This window comes from Phenylobacterium sp. (assembly GCF_028290885.1).
GTDB lineage: Bacteria > Pseudomonadota > Alphaproteobacteria > Caulobacterales > Caulobacteraceae > Phenylobacterium.
The window spans coordinates 1-11611 of the sequence record NZ_JAQGIZ010000038.1 but is presented as its reverse complement, the minus strand read 5'-3'; the positions used below and the strand labels follow the sequence as shown (position 1 = coordinate 11611).

Below are 11611 nucleotides of genomic sequence, written 5' to 3'. Positions count from 1 at the left end.
GCGAACTCCCTCAAGCAAACTCGGCGGCGATGCGTTGGGCGAGACGCCGGGCCACCTCGCCCTTGGCCATCCGCTCCCATCGCTCGATTCCGCTGACGCTGACGATGGCCACGGCGTTGTCGTCGCCGCCCATGGTCCCCGCCACGCTGACGTCGTTGGCGACGATCCAGTCGCAGCCCTTCTTGCCGAGCTTGGCCCGGGCGTTGGCCTCAAGATCGTGCGTCTCGGCCGCGAAGCCGATCACCAGGCGGGGCCGACGAACATCTTTCGACAGCAAGGCAAGTATGTCGGGATTTTCGACGAGGGCGATGGGCTCGGGGGCGCCGGCGCCCTTCTTGAGCTTGCGCCCCCCGGCGTCGGCGGGCCGCCAGTCGGCCACGGCGGCGACGCAGACGGCGATGTCGGCCGGCAGGGCCGCCTCGCACGCGGTCAGCATCTCGCGGGCGCTCTCCACGTTCACCCGGCTGACCCCGGCGGGCGTCGGCAGGGCCGTCGGTCCGCTGACCAACACCACCTCGGCGCCCAGGGCCGCCAGCGCGCCGGCGATCGCATAGCCCTGCTTGCCGGACGAGCGGTTGGTCAGCACCCGCACCGGGTCGATGGCCTCGGCGGTCGGGCCGGCGGTCACCAGCGCGCGCTTGCCGGCCAACGGCCGGACGCCGGGCAGGATCGCCATGATCGCCTCGAAGATCGCCGCCGGCTCGGCCATGCGGCCCGGGCCATACTCGCCGCAGGCCATGGCGCCCTCGTCGGGGCCCACGAACACCACCCCGTCGGCCTCAAGCGTCGCGAGGTTCCGCACGGTGGCCGCGTGCTGCCACATCCGCACGTTCATGGCCGGGGCCATCAGCACCGGCTTGTCGGTCGCGAGCAGGGTCGTCGAGGCTAGGTCGTTGGCCAGGCCATTGGCCGCCTTGGCCATCAGGTCGGCGGTGGCCGGGGCGACCACCACGAGGTCGGCTGAGCGCGAGAGCTCGATGTGGCCCATCTCGGCTTCGTCGGTCAGGGAGAACAGCTCGGCATAGACCTTGTCCTCAGCCAGCGCCGAGAGCGACAGCGGGGTCACGAACTCCGCCCCCGCCTTGGTCAGGATCGGCCGCACGGCCACGCCCGCCTTGCGCAGCAGGCGGGTCAGCTCGAGCGCCTTATAGGCCGCGATCCCGCCGCCGACGATCAGGAGAATCCGCTTTTCGCCCCAAGTACTTGGCAAGGCCTTGGCCCCTCATTCGACGCCCGCCAGCCTTATGCCAGATGGGGCCGCGGGACAAATCCGGCAAATTGGACTCGACAACTGTTGCAAGTTGTTCTTTCTTTGTTCGCAAGCTTTGCTGTTTTTGGAGAGAGAACACGATGGCTGGGTTGAAGACGGCGCTGTCCCTGGCGCTTGGAATTTCGGCGATGGCGCTGCTCGGCGCCTGCGACAACGGCCCCTCGGCGGTGAGCAAACAGGCCGCGGGAAACCAGATGGCGACGGCCAACGCGCCGGACCGGTCCTATGGCTCCGACCGCAGCCTAGGCGACGCGCCGAAGGTCGATCACCGCAAGGACGTCGTGGCGGCCGCCGACGACGGCAAGCCCGTGTGGGCCCCCAGCCGGCGCAGCTCGGCCGAAGAGGGCGCGCAGCGCGCCTTCGAACGCAACGGCGAGGCTTTCGGAGCCCATTCGCTCGACCAGTTCGTCACCAGGGCGCACGCCTTCGTGGGCCATCCGCCGAAGGGCACGCTGACCCTGACGCGCAAGAACGGCGACACGCTGTTTTACGACCCCAAGGGCAATGTCTTCGCCGTGGCCAACAAGGACGGCGCGCCGCGCACCATGTTCAAGCCGGACGACGGCATGGCCTATTGGGAAAAGCAGAAAGACCGCGAGGCGCACAGCCAATCGGCGCGTTCCGGCCGCAAGTCCCAAAACGCCGACGATCAGGCCTGAGCCCGCCGAGGCGGCGAGCAACCGTAGCTCCGCCTGCGGGTTGACGTTCGACACCCAGGAGACGAGGCGGTGGCCGACCCGAAGCATATCGTGCGCACCGGCCAGACCGACTGGCCGCAGGTCTGGCGCGGACGGCATCCGTTCAATCCGGCGTCGGACATGCGGATGGTCCCGCTAGGTGATCAGGCGGGAATGACGCAGCTCGGCGTCCACCTGATCCGCATCCCGCCGGGCAAGGAGAGCTTCATTCCGCACGCGCACACGGTGTCGGAGGAGTTCGTCTTCATCCTGGAGGGCGCGGGCGAGATGGTGCTGGACGGCGTCGGCCATCCGGTCGGACCCGGCGACTTCGTGGGCTTCCCCATTGACGGAGTGGTCCACTCGCTAAAGTCCAAGGGGCCGGGCGACCTCCTCTACCTGACCGGCGGGCGGCGCGACCCGGTGGAGGTCGCCGACATGCCGTCGATCGGCAAGACAATGGTCTTCCGCAACGGCCAGATGGAGCTGTTCGGCGAGGACGGCGCCGAGCGGCTGACCCAGGCCGAGTGGATGGCGCGGACGAAGATCGAGGACTGAGGCTCAGCTAACGAAAATACGGCGCCACCAGGAAGGCCACTCCGGCGACGGCGGCGCCCATGGCGAACCACAGCAGCGCCGAGCGCTCCCAGCCGGAGTCACCCACCTCGACCGCCACCGGCGCGGGCGGGTTCTCCACCAGCCGGGCGATGTTGCGCAGCGCCGTGGCGGCTTCGTCGACGAAGCGCCTGATGCGGGCGGCGGGCGAGAGTTCGCGGGCCATCCAGCGACGCACCACCGGGTCGGCGGCGGACCAGATGTCGTGGTGGGGATAGATCCGCCGCGCGACGCCCTCGACCGTCATCATGGTCTTCTGCAGCAGCACGAGCTCGGGGCGCAGGCGCATCTCGTAAAGCGAGGTGATCTCGAAGAGCTGCATCAGGACGCGGCTCATCGGCACCTCGGTCGCCGCGCGGCCGAACACCGGCTCGCCCACCGCCCGCAGCGCCTGGGCGAAGGCGGTGACGCTGTGGTGGCGCGGCACATAGCCGGCGTCGAAGTGGACGCGCGCCACCCGCTCGTAGTCCCGCTCCAGGAAGCCCCAGAGGATCTCGGCCAGGTAGCGGCGCTCCGGCGCGCCGATCCGTCCGATGATCCCGAAGTCGACGGCGGTGAGTTGGGCCGGCGGGGCGGCGAACAGGTTCCCCTCGTGCAGGTCGGCATGGAAGACGCCGTGGTCCAGCGCCTGGGCCAGGAAGGCGCGGATCAGGTTGTCGGCCATGGCCTTGCGGTCGAGCCCGGGCTGGGTCAGGGCGGCGGGGTCCGAGAGCGGCCAGCCCCTGGCCCACTCCATGGTCAGCACCCGCTTGCCGACGCCTTCCCAGACGATCGGCGGCGCGCTCATGTAGCCGTCCTTGGCCATCACCTCGCGCAGCTCGTCGGCCCCCGCCGCTTCCAGCCGCAGGTCGAGCTCCAGCAGCGTGGCCCGGACCACCGTCTCGGCGAAGGCCTTGGGTTCCAGGCGCCGCGCCAGCGGGATCCAACGATCGATCAGCCGCGCTGCCAGCGTCAGCCCCTCGGCGTCTTCGGCGACCCGCCGCTCGATGCCGGGCCGAAGCACCTTCACCGCCACCTTGCGCCCGTCCAGCATCTTGGCCTCGTGGGCCTGGGCGAGGGACGCGGCGGCGATCGGCTCGCCGAACTCGGCATAGAGGCTCTCGACTGACCGCCCCAGCGCCCGCTCCACCTCCGCGCGGGCCTCGGCGGTCGGAAACGGCGGCAGGCGGTCCTTCAGCCGCGACAGGTCCTCGGCGAACTCCCGGCCGAAGAAGTCGCCGCGGGTGGAGAGCAGCTGGCCGAGCTTGATCGCCACCGGCCCCATGCCCTCCAGCGACCGCGCCAGCCGCTCTCCCGGACGGCCGCTCTGCGCGCCGCGGCCGGCGAACAGCCGCAGGGTCTTGGCGAGCGTGCTGACAGACGGCGGATAGAGCGCGTCGAGCTCGCGCGGCAGCAGGGCGTCGTTGCGCACCAGGATCCAGGCCGCGCCAACCATGCGGCCGAAGGCGCGCCCCGCCGTCACCGAAGGGCCCAGCCCATCTCTTAGATCACCCGCCCGGTGTGCAGGGCCGCGACGCCGCCGGTGAAGTTGGTGTAGTCCACCCGGCCGAAGCCGGCCTCGCCGATCATGGCCGCGAACCGGCGCTGGTCGGGGAACCGGCGGATGCTTTCGACCAGGTACTGGTAGGCCTCGCGGTCGCCGGCGACGCGCGCGCCCACCTCGGGGATCACCTTGAAGGAATAGGCGTCGTAGGCCTTTTGCAACGCCTCCGTTGTCGGCCGCGAGAACTCCAGGCAGAGGAACCGGCCGCCGGGCTTCAGCACCCGCCGCGCCTCGCGCAAGGCCGCGGCGATATCGGTGACGTTGCGGATGCCGAAGGCGATGACATAGGCCTCGGCGCTGGCGTCGGGCAGCGGCAAGGCTTGTGCGTCGCCCACCGCCCAGCAGATCTCCGGCTCGGAGCCCTTCTCCCGGCCGGCGGCGACCATCTCGGCGTTGTAGTCGATCACCACGACCTGGGCGTCGGGGCCGCCGCGGCGTAGCTGGGCGCGGCGAGCCATGCGGGCGAAGCGCCGCGCCATGTCGCCGGTGCCGCCGGCGCAGTCGACGATGGTCTCGCCGGGCTGCGGGTTCAGCCGCGCGGCGGCAGCGTCCTTCCACAGTCGGTGGACGCCCCCGCTCATCAGGTCGTTCATCAGGTCGTAGCGGCGCGCCACGCGGTCGAAGACGCCCCGCACCAGGCCGGGCTTTTCGGTCGGGTCGACGTCGCGGAAGCCGAAGGTGGCGCCAGGTCCGGTCATGGGCCCAGCCTCTTAGCCCCACGCCTCCTGTGCTCCAAGCCTATTGGGGGCTCCAAGGCCCTTGGCGCGCGGCGCCCGCCGTGCCAAGCCGTCACCATGCCGGAACTTCCCGAGGTCGAGACGGTGCGGGGCGGCCTGGCCCCCGTGCTGGAGGGTCAGAGGCTGGCCCGGGTCGAGGCCCGCCGCCCCGATCTGCGCTTCCCCTTGCCGGAGAACTTCGTCCAGGTGCTGACCGGCGCCACGATCACCCGCCTCGCCCGGCGCGCCAAGTACCTGCTGGCTACCCTCGACCGGGAAGACACCCTGGTCATGCACCTGGGCATGAGCGGCCGCTTCGAGATCGCCAAGCCCAGGCAAGAGGGGCCGGAGGGCTCGGTCGGGCCAGGCCAGTTCCACTACGCCCCCGACCCGGACCCCAAGCACGCCCATATCGTCTTCGAAACCGAGGCCGGCGCGCGGGTGACCTACTATGACCCTCGCCGCTTCGGCTACATGGCGCTCGTCAACACCGCGACGCTCTTGCTGCATCCATGGTTCGCGGGGCTGGGCCCGGAGCCGCTGTCGGACGCTTTCGACGCCGAGCATCTGAAGGCCGCCTTCAAGGGCCGCAAGCAGGGGGCCAAGACCCTGTTGCTCGACCAGCGGATCGTGGCGGGCCTCGGCAACATCTATGTCTGCGAGGCGCTGCACCGGGCGCGCATCTCGCCGTTCAAGCCGGCCGGAGGGATCTCGAAGCCGAGGCTCGAGAAGCTGGTCCTCGCCATCCGCACGGTGCTGGGCGAGGCCATCGCCGCTGGCGGCTCGACCCTGCGCGACTACGCCCAGGTCGACGGCGCGCTGGGCTACTTCCAGCACCGCTTCCGAGTGTACGACCGCGAGGGGCGGCCCTGTCCCAACGATGGCTGCGACGGCGTCATCGCGCGCAAGCTCCAGGCGGGGCGTTCGACCTTCCACTGCCCGGTCTGCCAAAGGTGAGCCGCGCGTGGAGATCGATCGCCGGCGCTGTCGCCGCCCTGTCCGTCGCCGGCCAGGCCGGGGCCATGCCGCCCGTCTGGGTGGTGAAGGACAAGAACTCGGAGATCATGCTGTTCGGCTCGGTGCACATCCTGCCGCACGGGCTCGACTGGTCCCCGCCGGCGCTGGACCGCGCCCTGAAGGCCGCCGACGACATCTGGTTCGAATTGCCGATCGACCCGCAGAGCGAGGCCCAGACCGCCGCGCTCGCCGGGCAGAACGGCGTGCTGCCACCCGACCAGTCGCTGTTCAAGCTGCTGCCGCCGAAAGACGCCGAGCTGATGGGCAAGCTCGCCGTGGCCTACGACGTCTCGCCGGCCCTGCTCGACCGCCTGCAGCCCTGGCTCGCGGAGATCGCCCTGGCCGGCGCGGCCTATCGCAGGGCCGGCGCGGATGCCGCGTCGGGCGTCGAGAAGACCATCGCCGCCATGGCGACCCCGAAGGCCACGCGGAAGGCTTTCGAGACTCCGGCGGAGCAGATCGCCCTGCTCTCCGGCGGCGCGATGGACGAGCAGATCGCCTCGCTCCACGAAACCATGCGCGACATGGACGAGAAGCCCGATGAGTTCCAGGTGCTGGTGAAGGCCTGGGTCGACGGCGACACCACGGCGCTCGACCGCGAAGCCCTGGCCCCGATCCGCGACGCCACGCCGGGCCTGTTCCGCCGGCTGGTCACCGAGCGCAACGCGAGCTGGACGAAAGCACTGCAGGCCCGCCTGAAGGGCCATGGCCACACGGTGGTGGTGGTCGGCATCGGCCACCTGATCGGCCCCGACGGGGTGCCGGCCCGCCTGCGGGCGCTTGGCTATTCCGTCACGGGGCCTTAAGGGCGGCGGCTGGACCTCAAGGAGCGCGCCCATGACCCTCCAGACCCTGATCGTCGAACGCCACGAGGCCGTGACCCTGATCCGGCTGAACCGTCCCGAGGCGCTCAACGCGCTGAACGGCGCCTTGATGGACGAGCTGACCCAGGTGCTGGACGGGACCGAGGCCGATCCCACCGTGCGCTGCGTGGTGATCACCGGCTCCGACCGGGCCTTTGCCGCCGGGGCGGACATCAAGGAGATGGCCTCGAAGAGCTACGCCGATGTGTTCACCGAGGACTTCATCACGGCCAACTGGGAGCGGGTGACCCGCTGCCGCAAGCCGGTGATCGCGGCGGTCGCGGGCTATGCCCTGGGCGGCGGCTGCGAGCTCGCCATGATGTGCGACTTCATCATCGCCGCCGACAACGCCAAGTTCGGCCAGCCGGAGATCAACCTAGGCGTCATCCCGGGCGCCGGCGGCACCCAGCGCCTCACCCGCTTCGCCGGCAAGTCGAAGGCAATGGACATGGTGCTGACCGCCCGGATGATGGACGCAGCCGAGGCCGAGCGCTGCGGCCTGGTGAGCCGGGTCGTGCCGCTGGCCGAGCTTATTTCGACCGCCATGGAAGCGGCGCAGAAGATCGCCGCGCTATCGCCCAATTCGGTGATGATCGCGAAAGAGTTGGTAAACGCCGCCTACGAGATGCCGCTCAGCCAGGGCGTTAAGATGGAGCGCCGGCTGTTCCATTCGCTGTTCGCCTTCGACGACCAGAAGGAAGGCATGGCGGCCTTCGTGGAGAAGCGCCCGGCGAAGTTCACCGGCAAGTAGGCGGCGCCGAAGACGGCAGGTCGAATTGCGTCGCCCTTCCATTGACCCGCCGCTCCGCCTCCCGTATATCCGCGCCTCCGATTTTCCCCGCCCCGGCTCGCCGGGCGCGTACGTTTGAAGAGCTCTAGAGAATGGCCAATACGCCCGGCTCCAAGAAGGCGGTCCGCAAGATCGCCCGCCGAACCGAAGTCAACACCGCCCGCCGCTCGCGCGTGCGCACCTTCCTGCGCAAGTTCGACGAGGCGCTGACCGCGGGCGACGCGGCGGCGGCCAAGGACGCCTTCGTGAAGGCCCAATCCGAGCTGATGCGCGCCGTCTCCAAGGGCGTGGTGCACAAGAACACCGGCTCCCGGAAAGTCTCGCGCCTGGCGGCCGCCCTGCGGAAAATGTCGGCCGCCTGACATAGGCCGCTAAGCGGGGCCATACCCCGCCTCTCCCATCGGAATTAGACGGCCCAGCGGCGCCCATTTCGGCGCCGTTTTTCGTGCGTGGAGGGAGCACTCCGGCGCGACTCGTGCGGCGAATCTACTCAGCGCACGGAACGGAAATGAGCGTTTCCCTTGGCGCGAAAAGGGCTCAGCGCGAGTCAATTAAAATATCGCCTTGGCCGTTGAAGAATCACCGTTGACCGGCCTCGGCCCCCGATTAGTGTCAGCCTCCTTACAGGCGTCTTGCATCTGATCCCGGATCAAAACGGGGCGCCGGCGAAGCGCAAGCGATCGCCGGACGAGAGCCTGTGTGTTGAAAAAAAAGGTGCGGTTTCATGCGTGGGGCTGAGACCGTGACGCGGGCACGATGGGGTTGGCTGTGATGATGAGCGGGGGGGTTGCGGGAGCTATGGCGAGCGCACCGGCCGGGATCGTGTGGACCAAGACCTGCCTGGTCTTGAAACGCGAGCTGGGGGAGGCGACGTTCGGCTCCTGGCTGGGCCAGGCGGCGCTGCGGGAGACCGGAGACGAGGTGTGCCTGGTGGCCGCCACGGGCGTGGCGCGCGACTGGATCGCCCGCCACGCCTGGCGCCGGATCGGAGAGCTCTGGGCGCAGAACGATCCCCTCGGCCGCCGGCTCGACCTGAAGTCACGCATGGAGTTCGATTCCGACAGCCTGGCGGCCGCTGCGCCGGCGCTCGCGCCGGTCGCGGCGAGCCCGGCGCCGGTCGCGCCGGAGGTCTTCGAGATCGAGGCCGAAGCCGCCCCCGCCGCCGCCCGCCAGGGCCGCCTGCTGGGCCTGCAGGAGCGGTTCTCCTTCGAGACCTTCGTCGCGGGTCCTTCCAACGAGTTCGCCTTCGCCGTGGCCCGCCGCGTGGCGTCCTGGTCCGACGGCCACTTCAACCCGGTGATGTTCCACGGCCCCTACGGCTTCGGAAAGACGCACCTTCTGAACGCGCTGGCCTGGGAGGCCATGCGCAACGAGCCCTCCAAGCGGGTCGTCCACCTCACCGCCGAGCGCTTCACCACCACCTTCGTGCGCGCCCTGCAGGACCGGCAGACCGCGGCCTTCAAGGACGAGCTGCGCAACGCCGACCTGCTCCTGATCGACGACGTGCACTTCGTGGCCGGCAAGACTTCGACGCAGGAAGAACTGTTCCACACGTTGATCGCGCTGGTGGAGGACGGCCGCCGCGTGGTGATGACCGCCGACCGCTCGCCGACCGAGCTGTCGGAGATGGAGCCGCGCCTGCGCTCGCACCTGCAGGCCGGCCTGGTCTGCGGCATCGAGCCGGCGGACCGCAACCTTCGCCTGGGCATCCTGGAGCGCAAGCTGCAGACGCTGGCCCAGCAGGGCCGCTTCCTGCCCTCGGCCAAGCCCGAGGTCATGCAGTTCCTGGCCGACCGCTTCACCGACAGCGTGCGCGAGCTGGAAGGGGCGCTGAATACGCTGGTGGCCCGCGTCGGCGGCGATCTCGCCCGCCTCACCCTCGACGAGGCGCAGACCATCCTTCGCCCGCATCTGTCGTGCAACGAGCGCAAGGTGACGGTCGACCAGATCCAGAAGGTGGTCGCCGAGCACTACGGCCTGAAGCAGGCCGACCTGATCTCCGAGCGCCGGGCGCGCGCGGTGGCCAGGCCCCGGCAGGTGGCCATGTGGCTCACCAAGCAGATCACCACCCGCTCGCTGCCCGACATCGGCCGGCGCTTCGGCGGGCGCGACCACACCACGGTCCTGCATGCCGTGCGCCGGATCGAGTCGCTGAAGGCCGAGGACCCGGCGATCGCGCGGGACACCGACGTGCTGCTGCGGAAGCTCAGGGGTTAGTCCTCAAGGCTTTCCGGCGGCTCTGAAGGCCGAAGTGTTGTAGGGTGGCCCGTCGCGCAATCGCGGCCGTTCCGCCTGAAAGCGATCCATGAGAGACCTGAAGGGTTCAAGCCTGACCGACCGCCTGGCCTCGGCCGCCGAGGCCAAGGCCGCGCTGCTGGCGAAGATGAAGCCGAAGCCCACCATCACCGACCCGCTGTTCGCCGAGCGCGAAGCCATGCGCGCAGCGGAACTGAAGGATGTCCGCGCGGCGCGAGCGGCGGAAAAGGCCGCGGCCGTGCAGGCGACGGCTGACGCCCACGCCGCGGTCCAGGCGGGCGTGGCGGCCGCCGAAGAAGCCGCGCTCGCCGAGAAGCGCGGCGCCCGCAAGGAGCGCAAGCAGCTCACCAAGGCCGAAGCCCAGTCCAAGCGCGACGCCCGTTACGCGGCCCGTAAGGCGCGCTAGGCGGTCGCTCTGCGGTTGGCGAAGGCCATCCGCGTCAAAACCCCCTCGTCGGCGGCCGGACCGGCGGCGAACCTGAAGCCGGGCTCGTCGACCCGGCGGCCGGTGTGGGCGTCCACCAGCACCGGATCGGCCGGCGCTCCGGTCGCGGCGTCGACCAGCTGGCTGGCCACGCCTTCCTTGGCGAAGTGGCGGTTGCCGAACGCCATGAGCGAGAACAGCACCGGCTGGAAGTCGCGTCCGATCTCCGTGAGCACATATTCGTCGCGCGGCGGCCGTTCACTGTAGCGACGGCGTTCCAGGAAGCCGGCTTCGACCAGCCGGCCTAGCCGGTCGGTCAGGATGTTCGGCGCGACGCCGAGGCTTTTGCGGAACTGGTCGAAGCGGGTGAGCCCGTGCGTTGCGTCGCGCAGGATCATCAGGCTCCAGGCGTCGCCGACGCGCTCCAGCGTGCGCGCCACGGGACACAGCGTCCGGTCGAAGCGGTCGTTTTTCATATCGCCAATCTAGGGCGTCACTTGCATTTTGCAAGTTACTCACCAGCTAGCCCCCAGGCGACGATGGACGCCGCCTAAGGAGACTTCTCATGACCCAGCCTCAATCCCTTGGCGTCGCCCTCGTGACCGGCGCCTCCGCCGGCATCGGCGCGACCTACGCCGACCGCCTGGCCCGGCGCGGCCACGACCTGATCCTGGTCGCCCGCGACGCTGCGCGGCTCGAAGACCTCGCCCGGAAGCTGCGCGCCGAGACCGGCGTCGCCGTCGAGGTGTTCCGCGCCGACCTGACCGACAAGGCCGATCTCGCCCGCATCGAGGACCGGCTGGCGAGCGACGAGGCCATCGAGCTACTGATCAACAACGCCGGCGCGGCCCTGTTCGGCGGCTACCTGGAACAGGACGGCGAGCGGATCGAGGGCCTGATCCAGCTGAACGTCGTCGCCGTGACCCGCCTGGCCAACGCGGCGGCCAAGGCCTTCGTGCGGCGCGGGCGCGGGACCATCGTCAACCTGGGCTCCGTGGTCGGCCTGCTGCCCGAGTACCGCAGCGTCGTCTACGGCGCGACCAAGGCCTTCGTGCTCTATCTGACCCAGGGGATGAACGAGGAACTCGGCGGGGCGGGCGTACGCCTGCAGGCAGTCCTGCCCGGCGCCACCCGCACCGAGATCTGGGAGCGCGCCGGCCGCAACCCGGCGGACCTCGATCCCAATAGAACCATGGACGTCGACGAGCTGGTCGACGCGGCCCTGGCCGGCCTCGACAGGGGCGAGCTGGTCACCATCCCCTCGCTGCTGGATCCGGCCGAATGGGACGCGTTCCAGGCAGCGCGGCTGAAGATGTCGCCGAACTTCTCCAACGCCCATCCGGCGCCGCGCTACGGCGTGAAGGCGGTCGTCGCGGAACCCGCGTAGGCCTCGCCTCTCCCCCGAGTGCGGCGAGAGAAGGAGAGAGTAGGGAGAGGGCG

13 protein-coding genes are annotated in these 11611 nt (G+C 70.0%); 9 read left to right on the top strand and 4 right to left on the bottom strand.

The features are described from left to right. Window positions 1-10 precede the first annotated feature (10 nt). Complete coding sequence (gene coaBC, locus JWP28_RS03125) at window positions 11-1210, bottom strand: bifunctional phosphopantothenoylcysteine decarboxylase/phosphopantothenate--cysteine ligase CoaBC (protein ID WP_299539870.1); 1200 nt, start codon at window positions 1208-1210, stop codon at window positions 11-13. A 140-nt stretch (window positions 1211-1350) separates the two neighbouring features. Here coaBC and JWP28_RS03120 point away from each other — a divergent pair, with 140 nt between their 5' ends. Both JWP28_RS03120 and JWP28_RS03115 read left to right on the top strand, forming a co-directional pair. After that, complete coding sequence (locus tag JWP28_RS03120; protein ID WP_299539869.1) at window positions 1351-1929, top strand: hypothetical protein; 579 nt, start codon at window positions 1351-1353, stop codon at window positions 1927-1929. Window positions 1930-1998: 69 nt separating this feature from the next. Continuing rightward, complete coding sequence (locus JWP28_RS03115; protein WP_299539868.1) at window positions 1999-2505, top strand: cupin domain-containing protein; 507 nt, start codon at window positions 1999-2001, stop codon at window positions 2503-2505. A gap of 7 nt (window positions 2506-2512) precedes the next feature. Here JWP28_RS03115 and ubiB read toward each other — a convergent pair whose 3' ends face one another. Together ubiB and JWP28_RS03105 are read right to left on the bottom strand one after the other, a co-directional pair. Further along, window positions 2513-3997: a 2-polyprenylphenol 6-hydroxylase gene (gene ubiB / locus JWP28_RS03110; RefSeq protein WP_299539866.1), complete on the bottom strand. Its 1485-nt coding sequence runs from the start codon at window positions 3995-3997 to the stop codon at window positions 2513-2515. Window positions 3998-4044: 47 nt separating this feature from the next. Further along, a complete protein-coding gene (locus tag JWP28_RS03105; RefSeq protein ID WP_299539865.1) occupies window positions 4045-4803 on the bottom strand; it encodes a class I SAM-dependent methyltransferase in 759 nt (252 codons plus the stop codon). A gap of 96 nt (window positions 4804-4899) precedes the next feature. Between JWP28_RS03105 and mutM the strand changes: the two genes are divergently transcribed. From mutM to JWP28_RS03075, 6 genes are all read left to right on the top strand, one after another. After that, on the top strand, window positions 4900-5778 hold the full coding sequence (gene mutM, locus JWP28_RS03100) for a bifunctional DNA-formamidopyrimidine glycosylase/DNA-(apurinic or apyrimidinic site) lyase (protein WP_299539863.1): 879 nt from the start codon (window positions 4900-4902) through the stop codon (window positions 5776-5778). Beyond that, window positions 5775-6644 carry a TraB/GumN family protein gene (locus JWP28_RS03095; protein WP_299539862.1) on the top strand — a complete coding sequence of 290 codons (870 nt, stop codon included), beginning with the start codon at window positions 5775-5777 and terminating at the stop codon, window positions 6642-6644. Before mutM ends, JWP28_RS03095 begins: the two co-directional genes overlap by 4 nt. A gap of 31 nt (window positions 6645-6675) precedes the next feature. After that, window positions 6676-7452, top strand: coding sequence for an enoyl-CoA hydratase (locus JWP28_RS03090; protein WP_299539860.1), 777 nt, complete (start codon window positions 6676-6678; stop codon window positions 7450-7452). Between the two features lie 131 nt (window positions 7453-7583). Beyond that, the gene (gene rpsT / locus JWP28_RS03085; RefSeq protein WP_299539859.1) at window positions 7584-7853 is read left to right on the top strand and encodes a 30S ribosomal protein S20; all 270 of its coding nucleotides are present in this window, start codon (window positions 7584-7586) and stop codon (window positions 7851-7853) included. A 394-nt stretch (window positions 7854-8247) separates the two neighbouring features. After that, a complete protein-coding gene (gene dnaA / locus JWP28_RS03080; protein WP_299539858.1) occupies window positions 8248-9708 on the top strand; it encodes a chromosomal replication initiator protein DnaA in 1461 nt (486 codons plus the stop codon). An 88-nt stretch (window positions 9709-9796) separates the two neighbouring features. Beyond that, window positions 9797-10153: a DUF6481 family protein gene (locus JWP28_RS03075; protein ID WP_299539857.1), complete on the top strand. Its 357-nt coding sequence runs from the start codon at window positions 9797-9799 to the stop codon at window positions 10151-10153. Here JWP28_RS03075 and JWP28_RS03070 read toward each other — a convergent pair. Next, a complete protein-coding gene (locus JWP28_RS03070) occupies window positions 10150-10647 on the bottom strand; it encodes a helix-turn-helix domain-containing protein (protein ID WP_299539856.1) in 498 nt (165 codons plus the stop codon). The genes JWP28_RS03075 and JWP28_RS03070 overlap by 4 nt on opposite strands. An 89-nt stretch (window positions 10648-10736) precedes the next feature. On the opposite strand from JWP28_RS03070, the gene JWP28_RS03065 reads away from it, so the two are divergent. Beyond that, a complete protein-coding gene (locus tag JWP28_RS03065) occupies window positions 10737-11558 on the top strand; it encodes an SDR family oxidoreductase (protein ID WP_299539853.1) in 822 nt (273 codons plus the stop codon). Window positions 11559-11611 lie beyond the last annotated feature (53 nt).

What these genes read in the sequence shown, in the direction of transcription:
- JWP28_RS03120 (WP_299539869.1), top strand. Translation starts at nt 1,351, where the DNA reads ATGGCTGGGTTGAAGACGGCGCTGTCCCTGGCGCTTGGAATTTCGGCG.
- ubiB (WP_299539866.1), bottom strand. Translation starts at nt 3,997, where the DNA reads ATGGTTGGCGCGGCCTGGATCCTGGTGCGCAACGACGCCCTGCTGCCG.
- mutM (WP_299539863.1), top strand. Translation starts at nt 4,900, where the DNA reads ATGCCGGAACTTCCCGAGGTCGAGACGGTGCGGGGCGGCCTGGCCCCC.
- JWP28_RS03070 (WP_299539856.1), bottom strand. Translation starts at nt 10,647, where the DNA reads ATGAAAAACGACCGCTTCGACCGGACGCTGTGTCCCGTGGCGCGCACG.
- dnaA (WP_299539858.1), top strand. Translation starts at nt 8,248, where the DNA reads ATGGGGTTGGCTGTGATGATGAGCGGGGGGGTTGCGGGAGCTATGGCG.
- JWP28_RS03090 (WP_299539860.1), top strand. Translation starts at nt 6,676, where the DNA reads ATGACCCTCCAGACCCTGATCGTCGAACGCCACGAGGCCGTGACCCTG.
- JWP28_RS03075 (WP_299539857.1), top strand. Translation starts at nt 9,797, where the DNA reads ATGAGAGACCTGAAGGGTTCAAGCCTGACCGACCGCCTGGCCTCGGCC.
- JWP28_RS03105 (WP_299539865.1), bottom strand. Translation starts at nt 4,803, where the DNA reads ATGACCGGACCTGGCGCCACCTTCGGCTTCCGCGACGTCGACCCGACC.
- JWP28_RS03065 (WP_299539853.1), top strand. Translation starts at nt 10,737, where the DNA reads ATGACCCAGCCTCAATCCCTTGGCGTCGCCCTCGTGACCGGCGCCTCC.
- rpsT (WP_299539859.1), top strand. Translation starts at nt 7,584, where the DNA reads ATGGCCAATACGCCCGGCTCCAAGAAGGCGGTCCGCAAGATCGCCCGC.